Genomic DNA, 15,780 nt, shown 5'->3' on the forward strand with positions numbered 1-15,780 from the left:
CTGGTGCGCAAGCGGATTTCGACGGGATCGCCCTTCGAGGAAACCGCGGGCTATTCCCGGGCGGTCGTCGCCGGCAACTGGTGTTTCGTCTCCGGCACGACCGGATATGACTATGCGTCCATGGCGATGCCCGACGATGTCGCAACCCAGTGCCGCAATGCCCTTGCAACGATCGACCGGGCGCTGGACGAGGCCGGCTTTGCCCGCTCCGACATTGTTCGCGCCCGCTATGTGGTGACCGATGCGTCCTTCGCCGACATTGTGTTCCCGGTGCTGGGCGAATTCTTCGCCGGCATCCGGCCCGCAGCGACGATGACCGTCAGTGGACTGATCAGACCGGAAATGAAGATCGAGATCGACGTGACCGCGCTGCGGGACTGACCGATGGCGGGCAGGCGGTTCGATCGGGTCGACATCTCTTCGGAAGCCGATCTACTCGACTGGCTGGATCGCAATCACCAGACGGCTGAAAGCGTCTGGCTGGTGCTTTGGAAGAAATCTGTTCCCGACAAGTACCTCGACCGCGAAAAGCTGCTCGCGGCCATTCTGCGCTATGGCTGGATCGATTCGCTCCCGCGCAAGATGGACGGGACGCGCAGCATGCTGCTGATCTCGCCGCGCAAACCGGGCAGCGCATGGTCTGCGGTGAACAAACGCATTGTCGAACACCTTGAGACGCTCGGCTTGATGCAGCCGGCGGGCATCGCCGCCGTCGCGGCCGCGCGGACCGACGGCTCGTGGTCTTTCCTCGACGATGTCGAGCAAGGCATCATTCCCGACGATCTGATTGCCGCGCTGGAAGCGGTGCCGCAAGCGCGCGCCAACTTCGACGCCTTTCCGCCTTCGGCCCGGCGCGGGATCCTGGAGTGGATCAAGCAGGCCAAGCGGGACGAAACCCGCGCCCGGCGCATTGCCGAAACAGCCCGGCTGGCGGGACAGAACAAGCGCGCGCTCGACTGGAAGTCAAAGCAGAGCGCAAGGCGTTGAGTTGTCCGGCGCCAGCGCATAGAAGCGATCAGACTTCCTTCAAAGACGAGACCTTCCATGACAACGCGTTCGCTTTTCCTGCTGCCCGGTGACGGCATCGGCCCCGAAACCATGGCCGAAGTCGTCAAACTGATCGACCACATGAATGCGAAAGAGGGCGCCGGCTTCGTCACCGATCAGGGTCTCGTTGGCGGGTCGGCCTATGACGCCCACGGCGAGGCGATCTCGGACGCGGACATGGACAGGGCGATGGCAGCCGATGCGGTGCTGTTCGGCGCGGTCGGCGGACCGAAATGGGATGACGTTCCCTATGAGCAGCGGCCCGAAGCCGGTCTCTTGCGCTTGCGCAAGGACATGGCGCTGTTCGCCAATCTGCGTCCGGCCATCTGCTATCCGGCGCTCGCCGATGCATCCTCGCTCAAGCGCGATGTGATCGAAGGGCTCGACATCCTCATCGTCCGCGAACTGACGGGCGGCGTCTATTTCGGCGAGCCCAAGGAGATCACCGATCTGGGCAACGGCCAGAAGCGCGGTGTCGACACGCAGGTCTATGACACGTTCGAGATCGAACGCATCGCGGGGGTCGCCTTCGAACTGGCCCGCACCCGATCCAACAAGGTGTGCTCGATGGAAAAGCGCAACGTTATGAAATCGGGCGTTCTCTGGAACGAAGTCGTCACGGCGACCCATGCAGCACACTATGCCGATGTCGAACTGACCCACATGCTGGCCGACGCGGGCGGCATGCAGCTCGTGCGCTGGCCCAAGCAGTTCGACGTCATCGTCACCGACAATCTGTTCGGCGACATGCTGTCGGATGTCGCCGCGATGCTGACCGGCTCGCTCGGCATGCTGCCGTCCGCTTCGCTCGGTGCGCCCGATCCCGCGACCGGCAAGCGCAAGGCGCTCTACGAGCCCGTACACGGCTCGGCACCGGACATTGCCGGCAAGGGCATCGCCAACCCGATCGCGATGATCGCCTCGTTCGCCATGTGCCTGCGCTATTCGTTCGCCATGATCGATGAAGCCGTGCGGATCGAGGCCGCCGTCGCAAAAGTGCTCGACGATGGCCTGCGCACGGGCGACATCATGGGCGACGGCGCGCGGCCGGTCTCAACCGCCGAGATGGGTGATGCGATCGTGGCGGCCTACGCGGCCGGCTGACGGCAGGCCAAAGCTCAAGACACCAGACCTTCCGGGCAGGTCGGAACACGGTCCGACCGCCAGCCCTGCGCGGTCCAGTCAAACCCCGACCGCATGGCATCGCGGCTGGCATCCGGCCGGTCTGTTGCCGGATCGACAGCATAGAAGTCGAAGCAGTTCTCGCTGCGCTGCTTGACGATGAAGCAGCCGCCTGTCAAGTCGCCGTCGTAGAAGGTGCACAGCAGATCATCGCGCACGAACCATTCGCCCCGTGCGGCGGCGAAGTCGTCCTCATAATCGACCTCGCCATCGACCAGATAGGCTTCACGCCAGTTCACCCCGTCCTCGTAAACCCCGCGAAAGACCTTGCCGACAAACGCCGCGCTCAACCGGTCGCCCGTCAGCCGGCCGGACAGCGGTTCGCTCTGGGCCAGCGCCGGCATCCGGGCGCCAAGACAGGAGCCAAGCGCCAAGGCGACGAACACTGACGATCTCATCCCGATTGCTGCCATGGTCTGAGCCTATCAGACCGCCGGGTCGATTGACATTCGGCGCGCATTCCGGCACTAGGCGGCCACCATGCGCACCATGATCAAGAAGACCACGACGATCTGACCCGTTCCGCCCCACACTCTCCCGGGGGCGGGAAGAGTGGCGCACGACCGCAAGTGGGGAGACAGGAGACGGGAACCATGGGTTTCACAATCGCCATCGCAGGCGCGACCGGTAACGTCGGCCGCGAAATGCTCGACATCCTTGCCGAACGCGGCTTTCCGGTGGACACGATCGTGCCGCTCGCCTCGCGCCGCTCGGTTGGTCAGGAAGTCTCGTTCGGCGACAAGACGCTGAAGGTGCAGGCGCTGGAGAACTATGATTTCTCCACCACAGACATCTGCCTGATGAGCGCCGGCGGATCGGTGTCCAAGGAATGGGCGCCCAGGATCGGCGCGGCCGGATGCGTGGTCATCGATAACTCGTCCGCGTTCCGATACGACCCCGACGTGCCGCTGATCGTGCCCGAGGTGAATGCCGACGCGATCGAAGGCTTCACGAAGAAGAACATCATCGCCAACCCGAACTGCTCGACGGCCCAGCTCGTCGTCGCGCTCAAGCCGCTGCACGATGCGGCGACCATCAAGCGGGTTGTCGTCGCCACCTACCAGTCGGTATCCGGCGCCGGCAAAGAGGGCATGGATGAACTGTTCGCGCAGACGCGGGCCGTCTATGTCGCCGATCCGGTGGAAGCCAAGAAGTTCACAAAGCGGATCGCCTTCAACGTCATTCCCCATATCGACGCCTTCATGGAAGACGGCTCGACCAAGGAGGAATGGAAGGTGATGGCCGAAACCAAGAAGATGCTCGACCCGAAGATCAAGGTCACCTGCACCGCTGTGCGCGTTCCGGTCTTCATCGGCCATTCCGAAGCGGTGAACATAGAATTCGAGAACGAGATCACCGCCGATCAGGCGCGGGAGATCCTGCGCGAGGCGCCGGGCTGTCTTGTCGTCGACAAGCATGAGGATGGCGGCTACACCACGCCCTACGAATCCGCAGGCGAGGATGCGACCTACATCTCGCGCATCCGCGAGGATCAGACCGTCGACAACGGGCTGAACATGTGGGTCGTCTCCGACAATCTGCGCAAGGGTGCCGCGCTCAACACAGTCCAGATCGCCGAAATTCTCGTCAATCGCGGCCTGATCACCCCGAAACGGCAAGCGGCCTGATACCGGGTCCACGACCCGCAAGAATCGGGTGGCGTGGAAGCGTCGCGACAATCATCCTGGGCGTCCTGATCAACGAGGACGCCCATGACCTTCCAGATCCACGCGCTGTCGCCCGAACCCTTCGAAACACTGCTGGCGATGGACGACGCCGAGCTGTCTGAACGCCGCGCCTGCTGGCGGACCGCCGACTGCGAACCGGGTTATCCGTGCCGGGTCAGTCTTGAAGATGCTGAGGCCGGCGAACGGCTGCTGCTCGCCAATTTCGACTATCTGGGCGAGGAGACACCGTACCGTGCCAGCCACGCCGTGTTCGTGCGAGCCGGCGCCCGTCAGGCGCGACCGGAACCGGGTTCGATCCCCGATGTGATCCGCCGCCGTCTCATATCGGTCCGCGGTTTCGATGCAGACTGGATGATGGTGGCAGCCGACGTGGTCGAGGGCGCAAACCTTGACGCCACGATCGGCACCATGCTGGCCGACCCGGACATCGCCGAACTGCATCTGCACATCGCCAAGCCGGGATGCTACCTGGCGCGTGCGACGCGCGCCTGAGCGGTCAATCTACTCTGCCGCCTTGGGGAACGGCCTGACATCGTCGGGCAATTCCTCGGGCAAGGGTTCGACACGCTCCGGTTTCCCGGCCGGTTCGGTGGTCTCGTGCTGCGGCGCGGCGGCTGGCGCTTTCGCCGTTTTCCGGCGCAGCCGTGTCCGCACCCATCGGCCAAAGCGGGTGAGGAAGTGACCGGCCGCAAGACTCTCATTGTCGCGGGTGAAGATCATCAGCGCGGCGGGCGTGACAACCAGCGTCAGGATCGTCGAGAAGGCCAGCCCGAACACGATGGCGCTGGACAGGGCGATCCACCATTGGGTGGAAGGCGCACCGATCGTCACCTCGTGGCTGAGAAGCGCCAGATTGACGCCGAATGCGATCGGCAGAACGCCCAGGATCGCGGTCACGGCGGTCAGCATGACCGGCCGCACGCGTTCCCGGCACGTCTCCAGCACCGCTTCCATCTTGTCGACGCCCTTGTTGCGAAGATGCGCATAGGTGTCGATCAAGACAATGTTGTTGTTCACCACCACACCGGCCAGCGCGATGGTGCCGACCGCCGTCATCACGATGGAAAACGGCATCTCCATCACGACCAGACCCAGGAGCACCCCGATGGTCGACATGACCACCGCCGAAAGGACCAGCCAGACATAGGTGAACTTGTTGAACTGGGCGAGCAGCAGCGCAAAGATCAGGAAGATGGCAACGCCGAACGCCTGGCCGAGGAACGCCGCCGCCTCGTCGCTCTCCTGGTCGGAGCCAACCATCTCCCAGCGAATGTTGGGCGGAAGGTCCATCGAAGCCATGTGCTCGGCCACCTGCGCCTGCAGCACGGAGTCCTGAACGCCTTCGACCAGGTTCGATTCGACCGTGATCGTCCGGGCGCCGTCGATGCGCGTCAACGTGCCGAGCGATGCCGCGGGCTCGCGGCTGACGAAATTGGACAGGGGCACCGAGCCGGCTGCCGTCTCGACACGCAATTCGTCCAGCGTCGACAAGGTCCGCCGGTCCTCGGGAAGCCGCAGGCGGATGTCGACCGCATCGTCGGTGCCGGCGGGACGATAGTCGGAGAGTTTGAGGCCCGTCGTTACGAGCTGCACCACACGGCCGACCGAATCGGGGCCCAGTCCGAATTTCGCCGCCTCGGTCCGGTCCACCTTGAGCTCCCAGTCGATGCTCAGGGGCGGCAGCCCCGTGTCCAGATCGATGATTTCCGGAAGCGTATCCAGATAGGCGCCGACATTGGCCGCCGCCTCTTCAAGGCCGGTCGGATCGTCCGCGGAAAGGCGGACCTGGATGGGACGGCCCTGTGGCGGTCCGGCATCGGGCACCGAGATCTCGATGTTGACGCCCGCCACATCGGCGAACTGTGCGCGCAGATCGGTGAGAATATCGCTGGCCGGCTTGCGCTCGCGCCAGTCGATGAATTCGTACTGGATCGTGCCGATCGTGTCCTCTGAACCGCCGGACCCAAGTTGCAGGCCGCCGCGGCTCGATCCGACACGGGTGTAGACGGTCTCGACACCGGGCCATGACAGCAGCCGCTCCTCGGCGCGCCGGACCAAATCGTCCTGCTCCTCCAGCGAAAGGTTGCCCCGCGCCTTGACATAGAGAAGGCCGTATTCGGGCTCGACCGAGGGGAAGAACTCGACGCCATTGTTGTTCTGCATGTAGGTGGTGACCACGCCGCCCATCAGGGCGGCCACCAGGAGGATCGTCAGGATCGGATAGCGCACCGCCTTTTTGATGACGGCCATGTAGAAACCGTCCGGCTTGCGCTTCTGCACAGCTGCCTTGCCGACGATGGAACCGATGGTCGGCGCGAACAACAGCGCATAGATGGTCGACGCCGACAGCGTCGCGATCAGCGTGATCGGCATGTAACTCATGAATTCGCCGACAATGCCCGGCCAGAACAGCAGCGGCGAAAACGCGGCGATGCGCGTAAGGGTCGAGACGACCACCGGGCCGAACATGCGCCGGGCTGCTTCGGCAAAAGCGGGCGGAGCGGCAACCCCCTCCGCCATCCGCCGTTCCGCATATTCGGTGACGATGATCGCATCGTCGACGAGCATGCCGACCGCCAGGATCAGGCTGAACAGGACGACGATGTTCACGGTGTAGCCGGCGATCGACAGGAACATGATCCCCATCAGGAACGATGTGGGAATGGCAAGGCCGATGAGCAGCGACGAGCGGAAGCCGAGATAGAACAGGATCACCATGAAGACGAGCAGAACCGCGGTCAGAACGGAGTTCTGCAGGTCCGCCAGAAGGGTCCGGATGTCCGTCGACTTGTCCTGGCTGAACGTGATCTCGACGCCTTGCGGCAATTCGGCCTGGAAGGCGTTGGCCTCCGCCTTGACCGCATCGACGGTGGCGATCAGGTTCGCGCCGGCGCGCTTGGACACCTCGATGGCGATTGCCGGTTTGCCGTTCAGGCGCGCCAGCGTTTCACGGTCCTCGAACGTGTTGCGGATCGTGGCCAGATCCCGCGCCCGCACCACCGCATTGCCGTTGACGGCAATAGGCAGGTTGGCAATGTCTTCGATGGTCTCGATCAGCGCCGGCACCTTGACGGCGTACTGGCCCTGATCGCCCTGCAGCGTTCCGGCGGCGACCAGCTGGTTGTTGGTACTGACCCCGCCGATCAGTGCATCGAGCTGCAGATTGTAGGACGACAGCTTGACCGGATCGATGATGACGTCGACTTGCTCCTTGCGTGAGCCCTGGAGCGTTGCTTCGAGAACGCCGGATACCTCTTCGAGCCTGTCGCGCAATTCGCGCGCCGTTCGCGTCAAAACGCGCTCCGGTGCGTCGCCCGACAGCGTGACGACCAGAACCGGGAACTCGGAGATGTTGACCTCGGCGACGGTTGGCTCGTCGGTGCCGGCGGGGAACTCGCCCTTGACCTGGTCGACCTCGGTGCGCACATCGTCGAGCGCCGTGCCTAGATCGGCGCTGGGGTCGAACTCGACCACCACATTGCCGCCGCCCTGATAGGCGCTGGCGGTGATCGTATCGACTCCCTTGATGTTCTGCAGTTCCGATTCGAGCGGCCTGATCAGCAGGCGCTCGGCATCTTCCGGCGACACGCCTTGCAGCGAAAGGCCCACATAGACGACCGGAAACTGGACATCGGGCTCGGCTTCCTTGGGGATGCTGATATAGGACAGCGAGCCCGCCATCAGGAAGAAAAACAGGGTGACGATCGTCAGCCGCGCGTTCTTGACGGCAAGCTCCAGCAATCCCATCATTGGCTTGCAGCCTCGCCGCTTGCTTCGGCGATCAGCCGTTCAATGACCGCGCTGTCCGCTTCGACCGGGATGACGGCCTGTCCGTCGCTGACGAAGTTCTGCCCGACGACGATGATCCGCGCACCTTTCGGGATACCGCCAAGCAGCAGCGCGTCAGTCGAATCATCGACCAGATCGATCGGATAGAACACCACCTTGTTGTCCTCATCCACCGCACGCACGCCCAGTTCGCCCGCATCATCGAGCGTGACGACCGAACGCGGCAGAGGTGTAGCGACCACAGGCTCGCCGCGCAGGATCACTTCGGCGGTCATGCCGGCCGGCACGGCAAGGTCGGGGTTCGGCGCCTCGACCTCAACGGTGAAAGTCCGGGTGGACGATTGCGCCTCGCGGCTGATGAAACGGATCGTTCCGTCGATCACGTCGCCCGTCACAAGGCGCAATTGCGCTGTGCCGCCGACGCGAATCGTGTTGAGATCGCTTTCATTGACTTCGCCAATGCCGATGATGGGATCGAGCGCGATCAGATTGGCCACCGGCGTGCCTTGATCGACCGAGCTTCCCTGCTCGACCATCACATTGTCGACGACGCCGCCGAACGGTGCTGTGACATCCAGCCGTTCCAGTTCGGCGAGGGCGGCCTCATATTGGCTTTCGGCCAGCCGCAGCGCAGAGCGCTGCTGGTCCAGTTGCAGGCGCGGCAATGTTCCGCGTTCCACCAGTTCCTCGCGCGCGGCAAACTCCGCGCGCGCCTGTTCCAGCGCCGCCTCGGCACTGCGCACCGCCGCATCGCGGCCCTCCGGCGCAATCCGCGCCACCATGTCGCCTTTCGCGACGATATCGCCCTGCTCGACGAGCAGTTCGGCGATAACGCCGCCGGCGCGTGCGGTCATGTTGGTGCGCTTGTCGGCCTGGGTGACACCGGAGACGCGCACGGTGCGGGCATGCTCGATACTCGGAATGACCGCGACCGCCACGGACTGCTCGGGCCGCGTGTCGGCGGTCGCGGCATCGGAGGAAGTGTCGGTCTCGGTGATGGCCGGAGCTTCAGCGCCGTCCTGGTCCGACGCGCTGCCGACCGATGAGAAGTCGCCGGTCAGTACCCAGGCGGCCGAGGCGACAAACACCAATATCGCCGCGTAACGATGCGCTCTCATCAATCAATCCAACACGAATTCTTGCCCGCCGCCGGGCTGTTCAAGGCGTCTGTACGTAAGACCGGCCGATTGGACCGGCAATCAATCACACATTGCGCCGCAATATAAGATTGAAACGCACGCATTGGTAGTGTCTGCTGACAATTTGACAAAATAACAAAAAACGTCATACAGTCAAGCCAACATGCTCCACATCATTCCAGAGGACAAGCGCAGCAAGATCCTGCAATCGGCCTTCGAAGTATTCGTGACCTACGGGTTCCGGAAGACCTCGATGGACGACATCGCGCGACAGGCGGGCATGTCGCGGCCGGCGCTGTATCAGGTTTTCCGCAACAAGACGGAGATTTTCCGAGGGCTGGCCGAAGAGATGATGAGCGGCGCGGCCGCGAAGGCGGGCGCGGCACTGGCCAGGCCCGGATCGTTTCACGACCGGCTGAAGGCGGCGATCAACGATTCCATCCTCGACGTACACCGCTTCATCGAACAGACCCCGCACGGTCTGGAATTGATGGGCGTCAATGACGAGATCGCCGCCGACATCGAGGAGCGCTGGTGCGATGTGATGATCGACGTGATCGCGCGCGGCATCAAATCGGCGGTCGACGATGGCGAACTCGATCTGTCGCGGACCGGCGCCACCCCCGAATCGGCCGCACGTATCTTCATGCAGGCCATGGAGGGGGTGAAAAGCGACGCCATGCGGGGCAAGGCCATCGAGCATTACGTCGAGGCGCTGGTGCGGTTCGTCTCCGGAGCCCTTGCCGCCGGCCGGCCCTGAGGGCCCCTGCCGCTGTCTTCCTGAAGGTTCGCATCTAGGGTCCCGACCCTAGGTGTCAGGCGATCTGCCGATGCGCCTGACGGCGTCGCGCATCCTGGCGCCTATCGGCTCACGCTTTCTGGCCGGCAGAATGTCTGCCTGCAGTTCGGCGCTGAGATCGAGCGTCGGTCGCTCGCCGATATCGTCGAAATGCGCATCGAGAAAATCTTTCGCCGCCGCACGGCCGGCGTCCCGCAGATCGGTGAGGAACGACCATTCCGCATTGAGCTTCGACGAGGCCGACAAGGTTTCGACCACTGGATCGGCAGCGATCCTGTGCATGCGGATGGATCGGTAGTCGGTGCCCGCCAGCCGCCCGTCACGCTTCAGCCGCCGAATGAACTCGATGGCGCGAAACTCGCGCAACAGCCCGGAATTGAACGTGATTTCGTTCATCCGGTCCTGAATTTCCTGGGCGGTCCGCGGTGTCGTTTCGCGTTCGATCGGGTTGATCTGCACCAGAAGGCAGTCTTCCGTTTCGGTTTCGTAGAAAAACGGAAACAGCACGGGGTTGCCGCCAAATCCGCCATCCCAGTACGGAACGCCGTCGATCTCGACCGCCTTGAACAGCATCGGAAGACAGGCCGATGCCATGACCGCATCGATGCTGATCTCCTGGCCGGAAAAGACCCGCACCTTTCCAGTGTGGACATTGGTCGCCGACACGAACACCTTGAACGCGTCACAGCCGTGCACAAGGTCGAAATCGACTTCCGACGCAACCACGTCGCGCAGCGGATTGATGTCCAGCAGGTTGGTGTCGTAGGGCGAAAAAACGCGACTGAAAATATCGAAGAGCCGGTAGCTCGGTGAGTTTTCATACCCGTAATTGCCGAACCACAAATCCATCGGTGTCCGCTGGATCGGCGAGAACCGGCCCTTGCGCGCCACCGCCGCCCAGAAGTCGTGCAGGCTCTGCCGCGCGGTCTCGGGACCGCCGCCGGCCCATCCGGCAGCCAGGGCGACCGCGTTCATCGCTCCGGCGCTGGTCCCCGAAATGCCGTCGAACGCCAGCCGGCCGTCCTCGAGAAGCGCATCGAGCACGCCCCAGGAGAACGCGCCATGAGAGCCTCCGCCCTGCAAGGCGAGATTGATGCGCTTGGGAGCGGTTTCGCCGTTTGGTTTGGACACGGCAGGTTGCCTCTTCAATCGGTGGTCAGAGCGCCGTCCAGCCGCCATCGACGGAAATCGTCGTGCCGGTGATCTGGCGGGCGTGGTCGGAACACAGGAAGACCACGGTTCCACCCAGTTCCTCCACCGTGGCGAACTCGCGGGTCGGCTGGCGCTGCAGCATGACCTTGTCCAGCACCTCCTGCCGATCCATGCCGTGCGCTTTCATCTGATCCTCGATCTGGTTCTCGACCAGCGGTGTCAGCACATAGCCCGGGCAGATCGCGTTGCAGGTCGCGGCAAGTTTGGCCTCGGCGAACTCCAGCGCGATCGTCTTGGTCAGCCCGACAATGCCGTGCTTTGCGGCGATATAGGCCGACTTGTACGGCGAAGCCGTCAGCCCGTGCGCCGAGGCGATGTTGACGATCCGGCCCCAGCCCTTGTTCTTCATCATCGGAATGGTCGCCGCCGCCGTGTGGAAAGCCGACGACAGATTGATTGCGATGATCGCGTCCCATTTCTCCGTCGGAAACTCCTCGACCGGCGCCACATGCTGGATGCCGGCATTGTTGACGAGGATGTCGACCGATCCGAAACGTTCGGCCGCCTTGTCCACCAGCATGCGCGATTGATCGGCTTTCGAGAGGTCTGCCTGGATGTACACGGTCTCATTGCCGGCGCTCGCGGCGATCTCCCTGGCCAGCGCATGATCATCGTCCGTATCGGTGTAGGAATTGAGCACCACATTGTGCCCTTCGGCGGCGAGCGCCCGGGCTATGCCCAACCCGATACCGGAATTGGAACCCGTGACGATGGCGGTCTTGAGTGCGTCGCTGGCCATGCTTGTCCCCGTTTGCGATGCTGTCGTTGCGGTGCAACATAGGCCGGCGATAAAGGCTTGTCATCGCCCTGGCATGATTGTGATGACAGTTTGCCGCCGCCAGCCGGCCGCCAAGACGGCGCCGATTGCGGCGCGTCATCGAAGCCGCTAGAACCGGAGCGGATCAAACAAGAAACCGTCATGAACACTTTGGCAGCTCCTCTTCCGAGACGAAAATCGGTTCCCGTCAATGTCGGCGGCGTCGTCGTCGGCGGCGATGCACCGGTCATGGTCCAGTCCATGACCAACACCGATACCGCCGATATCGACGCGACGGTCGCCCAGTGTGCCGCGCTGCACAGAGCCGGATCGGAAGTGGTCCGCATCACTGTCGACCGCGACGAAAGCGCCGCCGCCGTGCCGAGAATTCGCGAACGGCTGGAGCGGCTTGGCCATGACGTGCCGCTCGTCGGCGACTTCCATTACATCGGCCACAAGCTTCTGGCCGATCATCCGGCCTGTGCCGAGGCGCTGGCCAAATACCGCATCAATCCGGGCAATGTCGGCTTCAGGGACAAGCGCGACCGGCAGTTCATCGAGATCGTCGAAATGGCGATCCGTCATGACAAGCCCGTGCGCATCGGCGTCAATTGGGGCTCGCTGGACCAGGAACTGCTGACACGCCTGATGGACGAAAATCAGAAGAAGGGTTTCCCGATGTCCGCCGATGAGGTGACGCGGGAAGCCATCGTCCGGTCGGCACTGCTGTCGGCCGAACTCGCCGAACAGACCGGGTTGCCGCGCAACAAGATCCTTTTGTCGGCAAAGGTTTCGCGCGTTCAGGACCTGATCGCCGTCTACACCGACCTGGCAGCGCGCTGCGACCACGCCCTGCATCTGGGCCTGACGGAAGCCGGCATGGGGTCCAAGGGCATCGTCGCCTCCTCGGCGGCGCTTGCCGTTCTGCTCCAACAGGGTATCGGCGACACGATCCGCATTTCCCTGACGCCGGAGCCCGGCGGCGACCGCACCAAGGAAGTTCAGGTCGCGCAGGAGTTGCTCCAGTCCATGGGATTCCGGCAGTTCGTACCGCTTGTTGCCGCCTGCCCAGGCTGCGGCCGTACGACATCGACGGTGTTTCAGGAACTGGCCCGCAAGATCGAGGACGATCTTCGGCGCAACATGCCCGTCTGGCGCCAAAAATATCCAGGCGTAGAGGAGCTCAAGGTCGCGGTCATGGGCTGCATCGTCAACGGACCGGGAGAATCCAAGCACGCCGACATCGGCATTTCGCTGCCGGGCACGGGCGAAACACCCGCCGCGCCGGTCTTCGTCGACGGCAAGAAGGCCGCCACGCTGCGCGGCGACGACATTGCGGGCAAGTTCGAGGCAATGGTCACCGACTATATCGAGGCACGCTTCGGCGAAGGCGGCAAGGATGCCGCCGCTTGAGGTCAAGCCAAAGCCTGTAGCTTCGTCGCTCATTGCGGCGCTGTTGACTTGTTTCGCCACCGCAACAAGTTGGGCAATCGAAGATGACTCGTTCGAAGAAGTCGATCACGGAGCGATTTGTTCGCTGATCGAACGCGAAGCGCACCGCAACGGTCTGCCGCCGGCCTTTTTTGCCCGCCTGATCTGGAAGGAAAGCCGGTTCGATGCGCTGGCCGTGTCCCCCAAGGGCGCCGAGGGCATCGCCCAGTTCATGCCGGCGACCGCCGAACGGCGCGGCCTCGACAACAGTTTCGACCCGACTGAGGCCTTGCCCGCCTCCGCGACCTACCTTGCCGCGCTGCGTCTGCAGTTCGGCAATCTCGGCCTTGCCGCCGCAGCGTACAATGCCGGCGAGGCGCGCATCGATCGTTGGCTGGTGGGTGCTTCGACGCTGCCGCTTGAAACCGAGGATTACGTACTGTCGATCACCGGTGAACCCGCCGAGATTTTCATCGAACGACGCCGCGAGATCCGCGACCATCCTCTTGAGGAGGGAAAACCCTTCGGCGAATCATGCGTGCGGATGGCATCGGCGGCGGGGTTCGGCGTTGCCGGCCTGGCCCAGGCTCCGGTCAAGCCATGGGGCGTGCAGGTTGCCGGCGGTTACAGGCGCGCGGCCGTGATGCGGCAGTGGGACCGAATCAAGCGCAGACACAGCACGCTGCTGGCCGGTTTGCCGGTTAATATCGGACGCCACAGGAGCCCGCTCGGACCGAAACCGATTTACGCGGTGCGGATCGGCGCGGATTCGCGGATCGAAGCCAATGCGATCTGCGGGCGGCTGCGGGCCGCCGGCAGCGCCTGTGTCATCAAGAGGAACTGAATCCGGCTAATTTGTACGGTAGGCGATGAAGCGTGCGGCGCCGCACAGAACCGCGGCCCGGGCACCGAAAGGCGCGAGCAACGCTTCGGCTTCCGCGACATGGGCATCGAGCCGGGCGCGGGCCCAATCGACACCGTGCATGCCGACCAGCGTCTGCTTTCCGGCAGCGGCGTCCTTGCCCGTCGCCTTGCCCATCGCGGCACTGTCGGCGGTCACGTCCAGAAGATCGTCGGCCAGTTGAAACGCCAGCCCAATCACTTCGCCGAAGCGGCGCATGCGCGCCCTCTCTGTCCCGCCGGCCGCGATCGCACCGGCTTCGCATGCATAGCGGATCAGCGCGCCCGTCTTCATGGCATGGATGGTCGTGATCATGTCGGACGCAGCATCGCCATGCTCGAGCGACAGATCGAGCATTTGCCCGCCGACCATCCCGCCGAGCCCCGCCGAGCGGGCCAGAAGCAACACCAGTTCGCTGCGCCTCTCGGCCGGCAATCCAGCCGAGCCCGATATGGTCAGATCGAACGCCAGCGTCACAAGCGCATCGCCCGCAAGGATTGCCGTCGCCTCATCGAATTTGCGATGCACGGTGGGCTGGCCGCGACGCAGATCGTCGTCATCCATCGACGGCAGATCGTCATGAACCAGCGAATAGCAGTGCACGAGCTCGAGCCCGGCCGCCGCTCCGAGAACGGCATCGTCCGAACCGCCCAGAAGCGCGTTGACTTCGAACAGGAGAAACGGCCGCAGTCTTTTTCCGCCATTGAGAACTGCATGACGCATCGCCGCCAGCAATCGCTCGGGCCGCTCGGTTTCGTGATCGCGCGGGCCGGCCGACAATTGCGTGTCGAGAAACGCCTCGACAAGGACTGCGCGATCGGAAAGGGACTGACGGAAGGCATCATGATCGGACATGGCTTGCTTTTGGCGTTTTCGTCTCCGATCTGCAATAAGCCTTGTACATGCAGGCGATTGATCGTCCTCAGTCGCCGCAGCGCAACCAAGCAGCCGGGACCATGATCAGGTGAGCCGAGCCAAAGCGACATCGAAGACGGCCGGCAAGGCGGCACGCGGCGCAGCGCCGGCCGGTTCCGACCGAAAGAGGGCAGCTGAGGCAAAGCGCGCCTCAAAGCGCCGGTCCCTTCTTCGGCGGCGTTGGGTTTTCTATCCTCTCGTCACACTGTTTGTCCTGGCAGCGTTGCCGCTGCTGCTCACGCTTGTCTACCGCATGGAGGTCGTACGCCCGGTATCGACGCTGATGCTGTCTCGAATGATCACGCTGCAGCCGGTCGACCGGCAATGGGTGGAGATCGACGATGTCACGCCGCGCCTTTATCAGTCTGTGATGATGTCCGAGGACGGCCAGTTCTGCGCCCATCACGGGGTGGATTTGCGTGAGTTGCAGGCGGTGGTCGGAGATGCGCTGGAGGGCGAGCGCGTACGCGGCGCATCGACCATCACCATGCAGACGGCCAAGAACCTGTTTCTTTGGAGCGGCCGATCCTTCATCCGCAAAGGCCTGGAGGTGCCGCTTGCGATCTGGATCGATCTGGTCCTGCCCAAAGAGCGGATCATGGAGATCTATCTGAACATCGCCGAATGGGGCCCGAGCGGCCAGTTCGGCATCAAGGCCGGCGCCGCTCATCATTTCGGCCGAGCGCCCGATGGACTGACAAACCGCCAATCGGCCCTTTTGGCGGTCACGCTGCCCAACCCCCATGTCCGCGATCCGGCCCGCCCTGGCGCCGGCATGCAAAGGGTGGCCGACATCGTCCAGCGGCGTGCCGCGCAGTCGGGCGCCTATGTCGGATGCCTGCCCCGGTAAGGCGCCAAAAAACGCGGGGCGCCATCTTCCAAAACCCGTAGCGATTGTGTATAGGCCACCCACTTTTCCG

At 63.5% G+C, this 15,780-nt stretch carries 15 protein-coding genes; 9 read left to right on the forward strand and 6 right to left on the reverse strand.

The window, feature by feature from the left end; translation table 11 throughout:
* From ACOQOU_RS09885 to leuB, 3 genes are read left to right on the forward strand one after another with little or no spacing between them, the layout of a single operon-like run.
* Window positions 1–381 carry a RidA family protein gene (locus tag ACOQOU_RS09885; RefSeq protein WP_306026081.1) on the forward strand — a complete coding sequence of 127 codons (381 nt, stop codon included), beginning with the start codon at window positions 1–3 and terminating at the stop codon, window positions 379–381.
* A gap of 3 nt (window positions 382–384) precedes the next feature.
* Entirely contained in the window at window positions 385–987 is a 603-nt protein-coding gene (locus ACOQOU_RS09890; protein ID WP_306026018.1) for a YdeI/OmpD-associated family protein, read from the forward strand.
* A gap of 57 nt (window positions 988–1,044) precedes the next feature.
* A complete protein-coding gene (gene leuB, locus ACOQOU_RS09895) occupies window positions 1,045–2,151 on the forward strand; it encodes a 3-isopropylmalate dehydrogenase (RefSeq protein ID WP_306026017.1) in 1,107 nt (368 codons plus the stop codon).
* 14 nt (window positions 2,152–2,165) lie between these two features.
* On the opposite strand, the gene ACOQOU_RS09900 is transcribed toward leuB, so the two are convergent.
* Window positions 2,166–2,627: a hypothetical protein gene (locus ACOQOU_RS09900; protein WP_306026016.1), complete on the reverse strand. Its 462-nt coding sequence runs from the start codon at window positions 2,625–2,627 to the stop codon at window positions 2,166–2,168.
* 195 nt (window positions 2,628–2,822) lie between these two features.
* On the opposite strand from ACOQOU_RS09900, the gene ACOQOU_RS09905 reads away from it, so the two are divergent.
* On the forward strand, window positions 2,823–3,857 hold the full coding sequence (locus ACOQOU_RS09905; RefSeq protein ID WP_306026015.1) for an aspartate-semialdehyde dehydrogenase: 1,035 nt from the start codon (window positions 2,823–2,825) through the stop codon (window positions 3,855–3,857).
* 84 nt (window positions 3,858–3,941) lie between these two features.
* Window positions 3,942–4,409, forward strand: coding sequence for a DUF1203 domain-containing protein (locus ACOQOU_RS09910; protein ID WP_306026014.1), 468 nt, complete (start codon window positions 3,942–3,944; stop codon window positions 4,407–4,409).
* 9 nt (window positions 4,410–4,418) lie between these two features.
* Here ACOQOU_RS09910 and ACOQOU_RS09915 read toward each other — a convergent pair whose 3' ends face one another.
* Entirely contained in the window at window positions 4,419–7,664 is a 3,246-nt protein-coding gene (locus tag ACOQOU_RS09915; protein ID WP_306026080.1) for an efflux RND transporter permease subunit, read from the reverse strand.
* Window positions 7,664–8,824, reverse strand: coding sequence for an efflux RND transporter periplasmic adaptor subunit (locus ACOQOU_RS09920; RefSeq protein WP_109768338.1), 1,161 nt, complete (start codon window positions 8,822–8,824; stop codon window positions 7,664–7,666). The genes ACOQOU_RS09915 and ACOQOU_RS09920 overlap by 1 nt, the downstream gene beginning before the upstream one ends.
* A gap of 184 nt (window positions 8,825–9,008) precedes the next feature.
* Between ACOQOU_RS09920 and ACOQOU_RS09925 the strand changes: the two genes are divergently transcribed.
* The gene (locus tag ACOQOU_RS09925; RefSeq protein WP_109768339.1) at window positions 9,009–9,605 is read left to right on the forward strand and encodes a TetR/AcrR family transcriptional regulator; all 597 of its coding nucleotides are present in this window, start codon (window positions 9,009–9,011) and stop codon (window positions 9,603–9,605) included.
* Between the two features lie 48 nt (window positions 9,606–9,653).
* Here the strand turns inward: ACOQOU_RS09925 and ACOQOU_RS09930 are convergent, their stop codons facing one another.
* Window positions 9,654–10,775 carry a patatin-like phospholipase family protein gene (locus ACOQOU_RS09930; protein ID WP_245412769.1) on the reverse strand — a complete coding sequence of 374 codons (1,122 nt, stop codon included), beginning with the start codon at window positions 10,773–10,775 and terminating at the stop codon, window positions 9,654–9,656.
* A 25-nt stretch (window positions 10,776–10,800) separates the two neighbouring features.
* On the reverse strand, window positions 10,801–11,595 hold the full coding sequence (locus ACOQOU_RS09935) for a 3-hydroxybutyrate dehydrogenase (RefSeq protein WP_109768341.1): 795 nt from the start codon (window positions 11,593–11,595) through the stop codon (window positions 10,801–10,803).
* Window positions 11,596–11,775: 180 nt separating this feature from the next.
* On the opposite strand from ACOQOU_RS09935, the gene ispG reads away from it, so the two are divergent.
* A complete protein-coding gene (gene ispG, locus ACOQOU_RS09940; protein ID WP_306026013.1) occupies window positions 11,776–13,026 on the forward strand; it encodes a flavodoxin-dependent (E)-4-hydroxy-3-methylbut-2-enyl-diphosphate synthase in 1,251 nt (416 codons plus the stop codon).
* Window positions 13,013–13,888 (forward strand): lytic transglycosylase domain-containing protein, encoded by an 876-nt coding sequence (locus ACOQOU_RS09945; protein WP_306026012.1) that lies wholly within the window; start codon window positions 13,013–13,015, stop codon window positions 13,886–13,888. Before ispG ends, ACOQOU_RS09945 begins: the two co-directional genes overlap by 14 nt.
* Before the next feature lie 6 nt (window positions 13,889–13,894).
* Here ACOQOU_RS09945 and ACOQOU_RS09950 read toward each other — a convergent pair whose 3' ends face one another.
* Window positions 13,895–14,800: a polyprenyl synthetase family protein gene (locus tag ACOQOU_RS09950; RefSeq protein WP_306026011.1), complete on the reverse strand. Its 906-nt coding sequence runs from the start codon at window positions 14,798–14,800 to the stop codon at window positions 13,895–13,897.
* 283 nt (window positions 14,801–15,083) lie between these two features.
* On the opposite strand from ACOQOU_RS09950, the gene ACOQOU_RS09955 reads away from it, so the two are divergent.
* Window positions 15,084–15,710, forward strand: a complete 627-nt coding sequence (locus ACOQOU_RS09955) for a biosynthetic peptidoglycan transglycosylase (protein ID WP_342633462.1) — start codon at window positions 15,084–15,086, stop codon at window positions 15,708–15,710.
* Window positions 15,711–15,780 lie beyond the last annotated feature (70 nt).

Source organism: Oceaniradius stylonematis (assembly GCF_965223445.1).
Classification (GTDB): domain Bacteria; phylum Pseudomonadota; class Alphaproteobacteria; order Rhizobiales; family Rhizobiaceae; genus Roseitalea; species Roseitalea stylonematis.